Source organism: Exiguobacterium sp. JMULE1, from assembly GCF_013337175.1.
Lineage (GTDB): Bacteria > Bacillota > Bacilli > Exiguobacteriales > Exiguobacteriaceae > Exiguobacterium_A > Exiguobacterium_A indicum.
On sequence record NZ_SGWC01000002.1, the window covers coordinates 183,969 to 200,324 of the forward strand.

Here is a 16,356-nt window from a genome sequence, read left to right on the forward strand (position 1 = left end):
ATATAGGTATGGGGGGTACCAGTATATAGCTTAAGAAATAAAAAAGCAGTCGCGAGAGGCGACTGCTTTTGCACTTACTGATTGGAAACTTGTGGTTTGACGATCGTTTCGTTCAATGAGCGTTGATCGTTGATGATATCTTCGGCTTGTGTCGCCCGTTTAATGAAGAAGGCAAGGACGAATGCTAGACCAGCGATGAACGTCGAGATGAAGAACGCATAGTTGATTCCGTCAAGCGTCGCTTGCATCGTAATCTGCTGTTTCAGAGCAGCAGCCGCTTCAGCTGTCGGTTGACTCGTCATGTTCTTCGCCGCTTCAGCCGCGAGTTCTGTCCCACGCGTCTTCGCATGCGTCGACATGATCGTTACGAGCAAGGCGGTTCCGATCGCACCGGATACTTGTTGCAACGTATTGTTCATCGCTGTTCCGTGTGGATAGTAGCGTGTTGGTAGCTGGTTCAAACCGTTCGTCGAGACCGGCATCATGACCATTGACATCCCGAACATCCGTAACGAATACAGGACGATCAGATGTGTATACGTCGTATCCATCTCAAGCTGACTGAAGTAGTAACTGGTAACGACTGTGATGAACAAACCAGTCAACGCAAGAGGACGTCCACCGATTTTATCAAACAGTTTCCCGTTGATCGGTGACATGACGGCCATCAAGATGGCACCCGGTAATAGCATGAGACCCGCATCGAGTGGTGAGATACCGCGAATCGTCTGGACATAGATCGGAAGCAATAACATGCCCGAGAACATCGCCATCGTGACGACCATCGAGATGGCAGAAGACAAGGCGAACATCGGGTAACGATAAATCTTGAAGTTGAGCATCGGACGTTCCATATGGAGCTGACGGTAAATGAATGTCACGAGTGCGATGACTCCGACGATCAGCGCTCCATAGACGTGAAAGCTGTCCCAACCTTTAGAGCCGGCAGAACTGAAACCGTACAGTAAGCCACCGAAACCAAGTGACGAAAGTGCCACGGAAGCGAGATCGATCCGAGTGGCAGACCGTTCCTTGACGTCACGAAGTAAGAAGAAACCAGCAACGAGCACGATCAAGGCGATTGGTGTGATGAAGTGGAACAACATCCGCCAATCGTAGTGCTCGATGATCCAACCAGACAACGTCGGTCCGATTGCTGGGGCACCCATCATGATTAATCCAAAGAAGCCCATTGCGGTTCCGCGTTTTTCAATCGGGAAACTGACGAGCATGACGTTCATCAGTAACGGCATCATGATCGCAGAACCAGATGCTTGAATCATCCGTCCTGCAAGCAAGACAGGGAAGACTTCTGCGAAGCCGGCAAGAATCGTTCCAGCCGAGAAGAGAGTCATCGCGAGTAAGAAGAGGCGACGAACCGAATATTTTTGAATCAAGAACGCAGATGTCGGAATCAAGACACCGTTGACGAGCATGAAACCAGTCGACAGCCATTGAGCAGTTGATGGTTCGATCGCAAGATCCTTCATGATGGAAGGCAGGGCGATGTTGAGCAACGTATTATTTAAGAAAGCAATGAATGCCCCGATCATCAAAACGGCGAGAATGCCATAAGGAGCTCGAGCTGTGTGAGTTGCACTTTGTTGCATGAATATCCTCCTAACTAAACTAACGGTACATATTTCTATACGGTCGTTCTATCTGTAGTTTATCTTAATCTGATTTAGTTCGAATTACAAATAATAATAGCTAAGAAAGATAATTTTTTTTTATGTAAGATTGAAAGCGTTTTTCTAGTGAAGTAAACAAGGAAAGAAGCATGTTGTACACTCGACATCGCTTCCTAGGATAACGATTCGTGGTAAACAAAAAAGCGCAATCTTTCTCGTTAAAGAAAAATTGCGCTTTGTCTTCAGTTTGAAACAGCCGGAGGCTTGTTTCACAGCAAGCATTACTGGACGTTCGTTTCGAGTGCATCTTTCGTGATGTCGTAATGCGAGGCTGTCCAGACCGATTTACCGTCTTGAATGAACAAGACTTGTGGTGACTCGTGCCGAACGCTGTAATGTTCGGCGATGTGATTCGATAAGGTCCGAGCTTCTTGGACGAAAAGATACGCTGTTGGAACAGACGTTTCATCTGCAAATTTCGTATACTCCGAGAATCCTGCGGCACTGATCGGACATGTCGTGCTGTGTTTGCAAATCACGAACGCGTTGTGTTCGGACGCAAATTGATCAAAATCAGAAATGGATTGCAGCTTACGTGGTTGTGTCATGTATATCATCCTCCATACGTCCGGAGACGTTCACTTAACTTTAGATTTTCCCGGTAATCGACCGGACAGTCAATCAAAACGGGTCCATCACTTGCAAATGCTTGGTCAAGACAATGTGCGAGGGAGCCGTGTTCACCGACACGGAGACCGAGTGCGCCGAAAGCATGAGCCAGTTGAACGAGGTCTGGATTGTCAAACGTGATGTAAGACGAACGCCCAAACGCTTGTTGTTGTTTCCATTCAATCAGTCCATAGGTTCCGTCACGCCAAATCAATACGACGAGCGGAAGCTTCAGACGAACAGCGGTCTCGAGATCTTGTCCATTCATCAAAAAGGCACCATCTCCAGCGGCACAGGCGATTCGCCGGTCCGGATATAACAGCTTGGCTGCGAGCGCACTCGATAAACCATAGCCCATCGAAGCAAATCCGTTGGAAATGAATAACTGATCCGGACGTGTCGTTTGATAATGGCGTGCGAGCCAGACTTTGTGTGCACCAACGTCCGAGAAGACCATGCCATCCTCCCCGACAGTTCGTTCGAGTTCACGGACGATACTTTGAGGATGTAAAGGCAGGGCAAGCGAGTACGTTTCTTGAATCTCGTCGCGTAATTTATCGCGATCTTGTTGCCAGTCGTTCCACGCACGCTCGGGCAGTAAAGGAGTCAATACAGTCAGCATATCGACGAGTGGTCCGACTACGTTCGCGACAACCGGATAATAAGCATCGATTTCGTGAGGATTCGTATCCAAATGGACGATCGGTGTCTTTTTCGAATTCCATTTTTGCGGAGGTAACTCCGTAATATCGTAGCCCACCGTAATGATGAGGTCACTCGAATCGAGAATCCGTTGGTTGTAATCGACGTCTGGTAAACCGATTGTGTGTGCGGCAAGCGGATGGTGTGAAGAAATCGCTCCTTTTCCCATCATCGTCTCGACGACGGGAGCTTGGAGCTTTTCGACGAATGCTCGAAACGCATCAAGTGCTTGTTGCCGATGAATGCCAAATCCAGCAATGATGACCGGACGTTTTGCTCGTTCGATCAGACGTAAGGCGTCAGGATCATCAATCGTCAGGGAATGGAGATGCGTTGGTGTACTGTCCTGCTGTAAGGGTGTCGCTGCTTGATCACGTTCTTGTGTTGCGATGTCTTCTGGAAAAGAGATATGGGTTGCCCCTGGTTTTTCACTTTTTGCTGTCGCGAAGGCACGTCGCACGATTTCCGGAATGACCTCCGCCGACAGAACGGATGTACTAGACTTCGTGACCGGACGATAGAGGTCTACGAGGTCAAATATTTGATGCGATGCTTTGTGTTGCCGTGCTGTCGCTCCTTGACCTGTGATCGCGACGACAGGGGAATGATCCATCGTCGCACTTGCAATACCGGTCATCATATTGGTCGCACCGGGACCAAGTGTCGATAGGCAGACACCCGGTCGTCCACTCAGGCGACCGAACATCGCTGCCATGAACGCAGCATTCGTTTCGTGACGCGTCGTGATGAACGTGATCGACGAACGACTGAGTGATTCGAGTAATGTGATGTTTTCCTCACCGGGAACACCAAAGATATGCGTGACGCCCTCTGCCTCTAAACATTGGACGAACCAATCCGCCGCGTTCACGCTAGTCCACCGATTGAAATGTACTTCGTCTCGAGATAGGCTTCGAGTCCTTCACTACCACCTTCGCGTCCGAGACCGGATTGTTTCATTCCACCAAATGGTGCTTGCGCAGCAGAAGGAACACCATCATTCCAGCCGACGATTCCGTAATCAAGCCCTTCGATCGCGCGAATCGCACGGGCGTAATCCTTCGTAAAGACATACGAAGCGAGACCGAATGGTGTCTGGTTGGCGTAACGAACCGCTTCCTCATCAGAACTGACACGCTGGACGGGAGCAACAGGTCCGAACGTCTCCTCGTTCATGATCAGCATGCCGGGTTTTACGTCCGCGAGAACGGTTGCTTCATAATAATAGACATCGTTCTCCTCATCCGTCGTTCCTGTTCCGCCCGTGACGACTCGTGCACCAGCGGATGTCGCATCATCAACATGTTTTTTGACTTTATCGTAACCCGCTTTATTGATCATCGGTCCAATCTTCGTCTCAGCATCAAGACCATTTCCGGTCTTCAGCTTCGCTGTCTCTTGCCCGAGTTTTTCAACGAACGCATCATAGATCGAGTCGGATACGTAAATCCGGTTTCCGCAGACGCACGTTTGACCGCCATTACGGAATTTCGACTTAATCGTCTCAGCGACAGCTAAATCGAGATCACAGTCATCAAAGACGAGAATCGGTGCATGTCCGCCAAGTTCAAGCGACATCGCTTTGATCGTCTCTGCTCCTTGAGCCATCAGCGTCCGTCCAACTTCGGTTGAACCAGTGAAAGTGATCTTATCGACATGTGGATGTGTCGCGAGTGATTCACCAAGCGCTTTCCCGCTACCTGTAACGGCATTGACGACGCCTTCTGGAATCCCGACTTCTTGACAGAGTTCAAGAAGACGAAGCGCGGTAAGCGGAGTCGCTGTTGGTGGTTTGATGACGAACGTACATCCGGCGACGAGTGCCGGAGCAAGCTTTCGGGTAATCATGGCAGCCGGGAAATTCCATGGTGTGATCGCAGCAACGACACCGACCGGCTGTTTGATGACTTGAAGTCGTTTGCTCGCATCATGCGTTGGAATGACACGCCCATAAGCGCGTTTTCCTTCCTCTGCAAACCATTTGACGAAGTTTGCGGCATACTGCACTTCACCTTCTGACTCAGCGAGCGGTTTCCCCATTTCAAGCGTCATCAGGCGAGCCAGTTCATCTTTTTTCTCAATCATCTTCGCATATAACTTCTCGAGAAGTTCGGCACGTTCGTAGACTGTCCGCTTCGACCAGTCAGGAAATGCCTTCCGTGCTGCTTCTACTGCGTCGTTGACGTCTGATTTTGTTCCGTTTGGTACACTACCGACGACTTCTCCAGTTGCTGGATTCGTAACATCCGTCCGTTCTCGTCCGTGATCTAGCCATTGCCCACCAATAAAGAATTGTCCCTTCATCCTGAAAATCCCCCTTTTTTACATGCATTGGTAAGGGTATACCCGAACGAAGAAAAAAAGATTCACTTTCGGAAGGAAAGGTTATGCAAAAGGGTAGAAATCGACCGATAAACAGTGTAGGATAATTCAGTAAATGTAATGTAAAACGATCTGAAATATTCAGTGTGAACGAAGAGTGACAACCGTTGATGTGAAATGGTGGAATCACCCCCGAAACATTGACTTTAAAAGTGGATTTGATAAGATGAAGGTAGAGGAATTGCGCAATCGGTTGCGCTATGTGTATAGAAGTTCAATAACTGATGAAAACAACACCCCAAAGACTGACCTACGAGAGGATTCACGACACATGACACAAATGATACCGCGCCCTGAAACGGCCCAACAAACAATTACACGAGCTTGGTGGAAAGAAGCAGTTGCTTACCAAATCTATCCACGCAGCTTTTACGATGCAAACAACGATGGAATCGGCGATATTCCGGGTATCATCGCAAAATTGGATTATTTGAAGGATCTTGGCGTCGACGTTCTTTGGATTTGCCCGATGTTCAAGTCACCGAACGACGATAACGGATATGACATTAGTGATTATGAAGACATCATGGATGAGTTCGGTACGATGACGGACTTCGATCTCTTGATGGAAGAAGCGCATAAGCGCGACATCAAGGTCTTGCTTGATCTCGTCGTTAACCACACATCGGATGAACACCCGTGGTTCCTTGAATCACGTTCGTCAAAAGATAATGAGAAACGCGATTGGTACATCTGGAAAGATGCGGTCAATGGTGGAGAACCGAACAACTGGGAAAGTATTTTCGGTGGATCAGCATGGGAATATGACGAAAAGACGGAGCAGTACTTCCTGCACGTCTTCTCTCGTCGTCAACCAGACTTGAACTGGCAAAACCGCGACATGCGTCAAGCCGTCTATACGATGATCAACTGGTGGCTCGATAAAGGTATCGACGGTTTCCGAATCGATGCGATCAGTCACATCAACAAGGATCAATCATTCGCTGATCTCCCGAATCCGCTCGGTATGCCGTATGTCCCTTCATTCGATATGCACATGAACGTCGAAGGCATCCATGCGTATCTCGAAGAGTTGAAGGATGAGACGTTCTCGAAATACGATATCATGACAGTCGGAGAAGCAAACGGCGTCACACCGGAAGAAGCGGATCTCTGGGTCGGAGAAGAGAACGGTAAGATGAACATGGTCTTCCAGTTCGAGCACATGGATCTCTGGCGTGCAGATGCAGAAAAAGGCGTCGACGTCGTCAAACTGAAACAAGTGCTGACGAAATGGCAAAAAGGACTTGAAGCAACAGGTTGGAATGCGTTATACCTCGAAAACCACGATAAGGTTCGTTCGGTCTCCCTTTGGGGTGACGAGGAACAGTACTGGAAAGAGAGCGCGAAGTCGCTTGCGATGATGTATTTCTTCATGCAAGGCACACCGTTCATCTACCAAGGACAAGAGATCGGGATGACGAACGTTCAATTCCCAGACATCTCGGATTATGATGATGTTGCGACGAAAAACATGTACGAGATGCAACTCGCTTCCGGGAAGACACATGAGGAAATCATGGAAGTCATCTGGAACTCGTCTCGTGATAACTCACGCACACCAATGCAATGGACGAACGAGCAAAACGGTGGCTTCTCAAATCAATCTCCATGGTTCGGTGTCAACCCGAACTACGCGGACATCAACGTCGCGTCGCAAGAACAAGATGAAGATTCGATCTTGAACTTCTACAAACGAATGATCCAAATCCGTAAGATGGAAGAGACGTTGATCTACGGCGCGTATGATCTCATCTTACCGGAAGATACGAAAGTCTACGCGTATACACGGACGTTTGGTGACGAACAATTCTTGATCGTTACGAACTTAAAAGGTGAAACAGCAGAAATCGATACGGACATCATCTTGCACTCGGACAATATGTTGCTTGGCAACTATCCGACGATGCACCATGAAGGAACAGAACTGGAACTTCGTCCATTCGAAGCTCGTCTGTACCGTGTGCGCTAATATGTTTTGAACGGATTCGATAGTTGTCGAATCCGTTTTTTTCTTGCATGTAAGCAGAAGGTGCATCAGACGAAAAAATCGTGTACGCTAAACGATGAGGTGATAGAAGTGAAACCAGTAAAGTACCCGGTGTCATTACGACAAGTGACGACGATCGAAGATGGTCCGATGCGTGAATCGGTCGAACTTGAGGCGGACGGCACATTGTTCGAAACAAAAGACGGTTTTGCCGTGAAGTTCGTTCAGCCGGATGAACAACCGATCGATACGACGATCAAATGGTCAAAAGACCAGATCGCTTTGAATCGCAAAGGTCCTGTTGCGATGCATCACGTCTTCATTTTAGGAGAGACGACCAAAAGCCAATATGGCAGTCAATTCGGTCAGATGTTGATGGAAACGGACACGAAGACGATTGAGATGAAACGGCAGCAGATGCAGTTTCGCTATACATTAAAGATGAATGGACAAGCAGTCGGTACGTATATGATTGATTTAACTTGGGAACGGAGTGAGACGAATGGCATTTGAACAAACAGTACGTCAAATGGAGCAGATGTTGGAAGAGGAATGGTTTGAGTGGCTCGAGAACGATGAGCCGCGTTACAACGAATGGCGCGATCAACTCGAAGGACTCGCAGAGCAGGTCATCACGGAATATAATCCGAAGGTCGATCCAGAAGCGATTGATACACTGCTTTTAATTAACGAAGAACTACCTGTCTTATACGGTGAAGATACCGTCATGCTGTATACAGCACTCTTGAAAGCACGTCAGGAAGACGATCAAGTATACGAGCGTTACTTGACGATTCTTGGTGCGTTCGCGGACGAACAGCATCCAGCAATCCGAGAAGTCGAAAAGTTAGTCGCGAAAAAGGACTATAAAAATGCCTTCGCACGTGCAGTTCGTCTGCCACAGTCGCTCGGTCTAGAATAAACAATCAGTGGACCATCTTGTTTTAGGCAAGCTGGTCTTTTTAGGAGGAAGCACCATGTATCCACTTTATCGAATCATCGTCGCGATCATCCGCAAGGGCGATCAACTGCTCATCGTCCATAATCAATCGGGTCAGGAGAAACGCTGGAGCTTACCCGGTGGACAGATTGAATCTGGAGAGACCCTCGAGCAAGCACTGCGTCGCGAGGTGGAAGAAGAAACCGGCTTGACGGTCACATCGTCGTCGTTTGCCTTCTTAACGGAGAACTTCATGCCGACCTATCAAGCGCACAGCCTCGTGACTTATTTTGATTGCGAAGTGAGTGGTGTACTTGATCCAAATGATCCCGATGAAGAAATCATTGAGACGAAGTGGATCAACCAAACAGAGTTAGCGGAGTACATCACGAGTGAAGACGTCCGTCTTCCATTATCGGCATATTTAGAAGAACAGTACAAAGGCTATTACATGTTTGAAGAGATGAAGTGGTAACTCGGCTGTTATCGTTTCTTTACATTCCTTAAAGCCGTCTCCATCGTTCATTTACATTCGCTCGGTATGATGAAACCATCATCGTGAACAGGGAGGAAACACAAATGAACAGGAAATGGATGGCGACAGGTATTCTCGGAACAGTGCTTATGACGGGAGTTGCGGGCTATACATATGAATCGGCTCAACCGGTCGAGGCAAAACAAAACACGAAACAAGCGAAGGTTAAAAATGTCATCTTCATGATCCCGGACGGTTATTCGGCTGCCTATGCAACGAATTATCGCTGGTATCAAGGAGGCGAGGAGACGGAACTCGACGGTCACTTAAAAGGAATGATGCGGACGTATTCGGCAAACACGAAAGTGACCGATTCAGCTGCTGCCGGAACGGCGATGGCAACAGGAACAAAAACAAACAACGGAACAATCGGTATGGATCCAAGTGGAAAAGAAGTGGCGTCTATTCTTGATCGGGCGGATCAAGCGGGCAAAGCAACAGGACTTGTCTCGACATCAGCTATCACCCATGCGACACCAGCTGTTTTTGCATCACACGTCGCAACGCGCGCGAACGAAGCGGACATCGCGAAGCAATACATGGATGAAATGAAAGTCGACGTCTTACTGGGTGGCGGTCAGAAGTTCTTTTTTGATCAGAAAAATGGTGGCGTTCAAGAGGCTGGTAATCTAGTGAAGAAAGCAGAACGAGCAGGATACCAGTATGCGGATTCACTCGAAAGTCTAAATGAGACGGACGGTCGTAAAGTTCTTGGATTGTTTGCAGAAGAAGGAATGGCACCAGAACTGGACCGGGAAAACACGAATCAACCGAGTCTTGCGACGATGACATCGAAAGCCCTGCAAACATTGAAGAAAGATCGCGATGGCTTCTTCTTGATGGTAGAAGGAAGTCAGATTGACTGGGCGGGTCACGCGCATGATGCTGCTTGGGCGATGAAGGATGCAGAAGCGTTCCACCAGGCTGTCGAAAAAGTGCTTCGTTTTGCTGCAAAAGATAAACATACTTTAGTCGTCGTTGCCGGTGACCATGATACAGGTGGTATGTCAGTCGGTGGATACGATGAGTACGTAGCGAAACCGGAAGTCTTGAAAAACGTCAAGGCGACGGGAGATGAGATGGTTCGTCAGTTCAACGACGACTTATCGAACATCGCAACTGTCGTCAAACGAGAAACGACGTTTGATTTGACGGCTGAAGAAATTCAGACGTTGCAAAAAGTGGATGCGAAGAAACGCGTCATGACATTGAATGAGATGATCAGTAAACGAGCGTATGTCGGCTGGACGACTGCCGTGCATACAGGTGTTGACGTTCCGCTCTACGCGTACGGTCCACAAAGCGAACAGTTCAGTGGATTGCATGAAAATACGGACATCCCTGGTCTGATGGCCAATGCGATGAAATTAAAAAAATGATGTATTGGACGTGATTAAATCAAGCGGTGGATGATCCACTGCTTGATTTTTTTGAGTACTTTATCTGCTTGTGTGACACAGTAAAAACTAAATGAAAAAAATGAATGAATAGCCATTCATTATATGCTATACTCATTTCAACACAACTGCTTTAGGGGGAAAGGGGTTTGTTCGAACATGAATACGTTTTTACTCATCAACTGGATTGCCTTCCTACTCGTCATCGGCTATGCGGGCTATCTGTTCACGTCACTCGTCAAAAGTCGTTATGCCGCCATTAAACGGGGGAAAAAGGCGGAATGGACACTGACGAACAAAGAACGAATAGACGCAGTCTTAGTCAACGTCTTCGGTCAAAAGAAATTATTAAAGGATAAGAAAAGTGGCGCCATCCACGTCATGATGTTCTATGGCTTCTTACTCGTTCAATTCGGAGCGATTGATTTTATCTGGAAAGGACTCGCCGTCGGTCAGCGTTTCCCGCACGTCCCACTCGGTCCGCTCTATCCGATTTTTACATTCTTCCAAGAAATCGTCATGCTCGTCATCTTGATTGCCGTCGTTTGGGGATTTTATCGCCGGTACGTCGAAAAACTCGTCCGTTTGAAACGAAACTTCATGGCAGGTCTTGCGTTGATCTTCATCGGTGGTTTGATGGTCGCCGTCCTGTTCGGGAACGGATTCTTCCTTGTTTATGAGAATCATTCGACGCTCGGTGAACCGGTTGCTTCAAGCATCGCGTTCTTATTCAGTTGGGTGCCGGAGTCAATTGCGTTCGGATTATTCGTTTTCTTCTGGTGGGCACACTTATTGTTCTTACTTAGCTTCATGGTTTACATCCCGCAAGGTAAACATGCGCACTTGATTGCCGGTACAGCAAACGTTTGGCTCGGTCGAACGTCGAAAGTCGGGCGTTTGGCACCGATCGATCTATCGGTCATGGAAGAGGCGGAAGACGACGAAGCGGAATTCAGCTTCGGGGTCAACCGAATCGAAGATTTCAATCAGAAACAGCTCGTTGATCTATATGCCTGCGTCGAGTGTGGACGCTGTACGAATATGTGCCCAGCAAGCGGAACGGGGAAGATGCTGTCGCCGATGGATTTGATCGTTAAATTACGAGACCATCTCAACATGAAAACGGCAGCGATCACACAGCGCTCGCCATGGGCACCTGCCTTTGCGTTCGAAGGATCGCAAGGCAATCAGATCGCTTCACTGGCAGCAGCCGGACAGATGGATATTGTTCCCGATTCATTGATTGGGAATGTCATTACGGAAGAAGAGATCTGGGCGTGTACGACATGCCGGAACTGTGAAGATCAGTGTCCAGTCATGAACGAACATGTCGATAAGATCATCGACCTCCGTCGTCACCTCGTCATGATGGAAGGCAAGATGGATCCGGAGATGCAACGGACGATGGCGAACATCGAACGTCAAGGTAATCCGTGGGGGATGAACCGGAAAGAACGCGAAAACTGGCGGAAAAACCGGGATGAACTCGTCGTTCCGACAGCAAAGGAGAAGAAAAAAGCGGGCGAAGACTTCGAGTACCTGTTCTGGGTTGGTGCGATGGGATCGTACGATAACCGAAGTCAAAAAATCGCGATGGCGTTTGCACGTATTCTTAACGAGGCCAATATCTCGTTTGCGATTCTCGGAAACGATGAGAAAAACTCGGGCGACACACCACGTCGAATCGGGAACGAAGTCTTGTTCCAAGAACTCGCAGAAGCAAACATCAAATCATTTGAGAAATACGGCGTCAAAAAGATTGTCACGATTGATCCGCATGCCTACAATACATTTAAAAACGAGTATCCAGATTTCGGACTGAGTCCGGACGTTGAAGTGTATCACCATACGGAATTGCTCGCACGACTGATTGACGAGAAACGGATCACACCGCTCCATGAAGTCAAGGAGCGTGTCGTTTATCACGATTCGTGTTATCTCGGTCGTTACAATGATATTTACGACGCACCACGTTATATTCTCGAGAAGATTCCAGGAATCACGCTCGTCGAGACGGAACGCAATCGGGAAAAAGGGATGTGTTGCGGTGCTGGCGGCGGGATGATGTGGCAAGAAGAAAAAGTCGGCGCACGCGTCAACGTCGCACGGACGGAACAATTGTTGACGGTCCAACCGTCTGTCATTGGGTCAGCATGTCCGTACTGTCTGACGATGCTCAGTGACGGCACGAAGGCGAAGGAAGTCGACGAGGCGGTTGCTACGTACGATGTCGTTGAATTACTGGAACGCTCGATCGTCGGTGTACCAGTCGAAGAACCTGTCGCAACCGTATGAAAAAGTGGGATGAAACGATTATTCTCGTGCGAACGGGAGTAGTCGTTTTTTTTCTCTTAAAAAGCGCGACGTTTTACTGTATGGTTTTGACATGATAAGATAAAAGAACTAGCTATGGAAAGGAGGTGAGAATCTTTTGGGAAGGCGTTACTTCGAATCGGTCAGGTCGCGGAGACCACCGGCTTATCAAAACGAACGATCGATTACTACACATCACTCGGTCTGTTAACACCAGAGCGTACCGCTTCTGGCTACCGTCTGTATGACGAATCGGTCATTCATCAAATCGAAAAGATTGAATATTTGAAGTCTCAACGGCTTTCCCTGCAAGAGATTCTTGCTTCTTTTACGGAACGGGAACAAAAAACAGGGGAGACGATTTATCAGGAAGTGAAACAACTTCAGGCGACGGTTGAAGGACTCGAGCAGCGTTTGTTACATTCGACGGACGTCGAAAAACAAGCGATCCGCTTAGAACTGTCCCGGCGTCTAACATTGATTGCTTCCTTGATTGCACAGCTTTAATACAAAACAATGGAGGTGACCCCTGTTTAGGGGATTTTGGATACTATATTATTCATCAATTTATTTTTAGTGGTCTTGTTGATTGCGTTGACGGCGTTTTTCGTCGGATCGGAATTTGCTGTCGTTAAGGTTCGGATGTCGCGTTTGGATCAAATGATTCAAGAAGGGAACAAAAGTGCCGTCCTTGCGAAAAAAATCGCGGGCGATCTTGATTACTACTTGTCTGCCTGTCAGCTTGGGATCACGGTCACGGCACTTGGTCTTGGGGCACTTGGTGAACCAACCGTCGAAAAGATCTTGCACCCTGTCTTCGATGACTTCGGGATCTCTGCTGCTGTTTCGACACTCTTGTCGTTTGGTATCGCATTCGTATCCGTAACGTTCTTACACGTCGTCATCGGTGAACTCGCTCCGAAGACGCTTGCGATTCAGTATGCAGAACGCATGACATTGTTGTTCGCCCGTCCACTTTATGTGTTCGGTAAAATCATGTACCCATTCATTTGGTTACTCAACGGTTCAGCGCGCTTATTCCTCGGTCTGTTCGGTGTCAAACCAGCAGGGCATGAACAAGCCCACTCGGAAGATGAATTGAAAATCATCATGGCGCAAAGTTTCCAAAGTGGTGAAATCAACCAAACGGAACTTGCCCTCATGCAAAACGTCTTTGCGTTTGATGAGCACATCGTCAAAGATTTGATGGTTCCGCGGATGCGGATGGAGACGATCTCGGAACGTTTGACGAAAGATGAACTGATGGAAATCTTCATGGATAATCCGTACACGCGTTACCCGGTCACAGAAGAAAACGATAAAGACCGGATTCTCGGATACGTCAACGTCAAGGAAGTCTTGACGGATTATGCGAACGGGAATGAGCATCCGGTAACGCATTACATCAAGGATTTACCGGTTGTTTCGGAAGTGACGTCGCTTCAAGAGACACTTCGCAAGATGAAACGGACCCGGACCCATCTCGTTCTCGTCGTCGATGAATATGGTGGAACGGCAGGTCTCGTCTCGATGGAAGACTTACTCGAAGAAATCGTCGGTGAAATCCGTGATGAATTCGACGCAGATGAAGTCGAGGAAATCGAACAGGTCAAATCGGACGAGTTCCTACTCGACGGTACAGTCTTGCTCGCTGACTTGGAAGAACGTTTCAACATTCGCTTTACGAATGTCGAAGATGTCGATACGATCGGTGGCTGGATTCAGATGCACAACATCGATCTTCAGCCAGGTGAGCATATCGACACACCAGACTTCTCCGTCGAAGTGATGGAGATGGAAAACTATCAAATCAACCGCGTCAAGATTTGGTTGCATCCAGCTGAACAAGCAGAAGCATAAGATGGTCGGTTCCTCATGGAGGAACCGGCTTTTTTTCATCGCATCAGTCAAAAAATCAAGAATGGACGGATTGTGCGAACTTTCGGCAGGCATGATAGGAGAATGCAGAGAGGAGCGGGAATGTAATCTACAGCTACTTTATTGTTAAATCGCGTCCTATGAAACGAGGAGGTATTCCGTGCTCGAGCAGATTCCATTCTTACTGAGTCGTTTAGGTATGTTAGCACTGTTAGCCTTTTTATTGTCCCAGTGGCGCATTTCCCGATACATATTCAAGATGGACCGCGGAATGAACCTTCCACTGCTCTTCGCATTCGTGTCATCCGGTATATTGATGAACTATGCAGGAATTGAACTTTCGCAAGATACGACGATTGATCCGTTACTCGGATTAGCCGTCGAAAAAGATGCCTTGTTGCTTGATACCCGACTCGCTGTCATCGTGACGAGCGGATTGATTGGTGGACCCGTGATTGGCGGCATTACGGGATGTTTAGTTGGTCTACACCGCTACGTACTCGGTTCGTTAGGGGCGGAAGCCGGTTGGATCATCGCCATGCTCGCTGGACTTGCGAGCGGCTGGTATCGAAAACGCTGGCGCTTGCATGATGGTTATGCGCTCGTTCCACCGATTGGTATCGTCTTGACAGCATTACTGTTTGAAAGTGGAATCACGCTATTACTTGCACCGGATACGGCAAAAGCACTTGATTTGATGAGTCGTGCTGCTTTTCCGTTACTGTTCGCAAACATATGTGGGGTCGTACTGTTCATCATGATTTTACGGACACAACTTCGACTCGAAGGAGCACTCTTCGTCCGGCAAACCGAGCGTTCCGATCGTCTACTGCAAGCATTACAACCCTTACGAAAGCAGGGATTGACTTCGGAAGTCGCACGGCAGATCGGAGCGACGTTATTGAAGGAGACGAAGATGCAACGGATCGTCGTGCTCGGGGCGACAGAGGTCGTCATCGATATGACGGACCAGCAACCAGCAGTCTGTGGCGAGCAACCGAGACGTGAGGAACAACGATGGATCGAAGCAGAAGAACCCGTCCGACAGGAAGACGAGCAGACGGGACAAATTCTCAGTTTTCATCCGATGCGCATTAACGGTCAAAAGGCAGGTGTCATCTGTTACTTTTCGAAAGACTTATTTGACGACACCGTCGAGCGGATGACGGAACAACTCGTCCGTTTATTAGCACGAGAGCTGCATATGCATCGAGAAGATCAGTTGCTCCGGTTAAGCGGAAGAAAGATGAAACCGATGTTACATGTCAGCTATCTGAAAGGCATCATCGAAGAAATCCAGCGGACAGCTGATCCAGGAACTCCTGTGAAACATCAACTGAATGCGCTACTTCAACTGTTGACGGCAGCGACGCGGCATGATGAACATCCACTCCGTGAGGAACTGGCGACCCTGAAGGCCTATTTATCACTAGAAGGAACACGACGTCGCCCGAATCAACTGACCTCTGCCGATATCACGGTCGATCTTGATATCGAGACCGCTGTTGAAGAATACTTCGTTTTCCCGTTCCTTGTGACGCAGCTTGTCGATAATGCACTACGTCATGCGTTCGTGAAGGCAGGACGACATCACCGGATTGATGTCCGTGCCTTCAAGGCGACGACAGACTGGGTCATCGAAGTCACAGATAACGGACAAGGGATGCCGCTTGCCGTGATGCAACAACTGGATCAACAGGAAGCGGGGGATTCGAACCTGTTCCTGATTCGACGCGCATTAAACGTGACATACGGTCCGGCTGCAACATTATACGTCCACTCGATCATTCATCAAGGAACTCGGATCGAAGTGCGATTACCTCTCCCGTCTCTTTAACAACAGTGGCATTTTGCCATTGTTGTTTTTTTGTCTCGTTCCGAGGGTAAATACGAAAACAGGAAAACGTATCGTACAGGAG

General features: G+C 48.2%; 13 protein-coding genes. 9 read left to right on the forward strand and 4 right to left on the reverse strand.

The genetic code is table 11. The features are described from left to right. Positions 1 to 74: 74 nt before the first annotated feature. From EXW93_RS01235 to EXW93_RS01250, 4 genes are all read right to left on the reverse strand, one after another. Complete coding sequence (locus EXW93_RS01235) at positions 75 to 1,610, reverse strand: DHA2 family efflux MFS transporter permease subunit (RefSeq protein WP_174315923.1); 1,536 nt, start codon at positions 1,608 to 1,610, stop codon at positions 75 to 77. 302 nt (positions 1,611 to 1,912) lie between these two features. Then, the gene (gene ytxJ, locus EXW93_RS01240) at positions 1,913 to 2,239 is read right to left on the reverse strand and encodes a bacillithiol system redox-active protein YtxJ (protein ID WP_023466812.1); all 327 of its coding nucleotides are present in this window, start codon (positions 2,237 to 2,239) and stop codon (positions 1,913 to 1,915) included. Positions 2,240 to 2,244: 5 nt separating this feature from the next. Continuing rightward, a complete protein-coding gene (locus EXW93_RS01245; RefSeq protein WP_174315924.1) occupies positions 2,245 to 3,873 on the reverse strand; it encodes an acetolactate synthase large subunit in 1,629 nt (542 codons plus the stop codon). Then, complete coding sequence (locus EXW93_RS01250; protein WP_023466816.1) at positions 3,870 to 5,306, reverse strand: NAD-dependent succinate-semialdehyde dehydrogenase; 1,437 nt, start codon at positions 5,304 to 5,306, stop codon at positions 3,870 to 3,872. The genes EXW93_RS01245 and EXW93_RS01250 overlap by 4 nt, the downstream gene beginning before the upstream one ends. Positions 5,307 to 5,697: 391 nt before the next feature. Here EXW93_RS01250 and EXW93_RS01255 point away from each other — a divergent pair, with 391 nt between their 5' ends. The 9 genes from EXW93_RS01255 to EXW93_RS01295 all read left to right on the forward strand — a co-directional run bounded on the left by EXW93_RS01255 (position 5,698) and on the right by EXW93_RS01295 (position 16,274). Beyond that, positions 5,698 to 7,356, forward strand: coding sequence for a glycoside hydrolase family 13 protein (locus tag EXW93_RS01255; protein ID WP_035399261.1), 1,659 nt, complete (start codon positions 5,698 to 5,700; stop codon positions 7,354 to 7,356). 108 nt (positions 7,357 to 7,464) lie between these two features. Further along, positions 7,465 to 7,887 (forward strand): YwiB family protein, encoded by a 423-nt coding sequence (locus tag EXW93_RS01260; protein WP_235147615.1) that lies wholly within the window; start codon positions 7,465 to 7,467, stop codon positions 7,885 to 7,887. Continuing rightward, complete coding sequence (locus tag EXW93_RS01265; protein WP_023466820.1) at positions 7,877 to 8,296, forward strand: hypothetical protein; 420 nt, start codon at positions 7,877 to 7,879, stop codon at positions 8,294 to 8,296. Before EXW93_RS01260 ends, EXW93_RS01265 begins: the two co-directional genes overlap by 11 nt. A gap of 55 nt (positions 8,297 to 8,351) precedes the next feature. Continuing rightward, positions 8,352 to 8,789 (forward strand): NUDIX domain-containing protein, encoded by a 438-nt coding sequence (locus EXW93_RS01270; protein WP_174315925.1) that lies wholly within the window; start codon positions 8,352 to 8,354, stop codon positions 8,787 to 8,789. 104 nt (positions 8,790 to 8,893) lie between these two features. Then, on the forward strand, positions 8,894 to 10,228 hold the full coding sequence (locus EXW93_RS01275) for an alkaline phosphatase (RefSeq protein WP_035399156.1): 1,335 nt from the start codon (positions 8,894 to 8,896) through the stop codon (positions 10,226 to 10,228). Between the two features lie 177 nt (positions 10,229 to 10,405). Then, on the forward strand, positions 10,406 to 12,541 hold the full coding sequence (locus tag EXW93_RS01280; RefSeq protein ID WP_023466823.1) for a (Fe-S)-binding protein: 2,136 nt from the start codon (positions 10,406 to 10,408) through the stop codon (positions 12,539 to 12,541). A 156-nt stretch (positions 12,542 to 12,697) separates the two neighbouring features. Further along, entirely contained in the window at positions 12,698 to 13,066 is a 369-nt protein-coding gene (locus tag EXW93_RS16555; RefSeq protein WP_035399153.1) for a MerR family transcriptional regulator, read from the forward strand. A 36-nt stretch (positions 13,067 to 13,102) separates the two neighbouring features. Then, the gene (locus EXW93_RS01290) at positions 13,103 to 14,419 is read left to right on the forward strand and encodes a hemolysin family protein (protein WP_023466825.1); all 1,317 of its coding nucleotides are present in this window, start codon (positions 13,103 to 13,105) and stop codon (positions 14,417 to 14,419) included. A 178-nt stretch (positions 14,420 to 14,597) separates the two neighbouring features. Then, the gene (locus EXW93_RS01295) at positions 14,598 to 16,274 is read left to right on the forward strand and encodes a LytS/YhcK type 5TM receptor domain-containing protein (RefSeq protein WP_174315926.1); all 1,677 of its coding nucleotides are present in this window, start codon (positions 14,598 to 14,600) and stop codon (positions 16,272 to 16,274) included. The last annotated feature ends 82 nt before the right edge of the window (positions 16,275 to 16,356 follow it).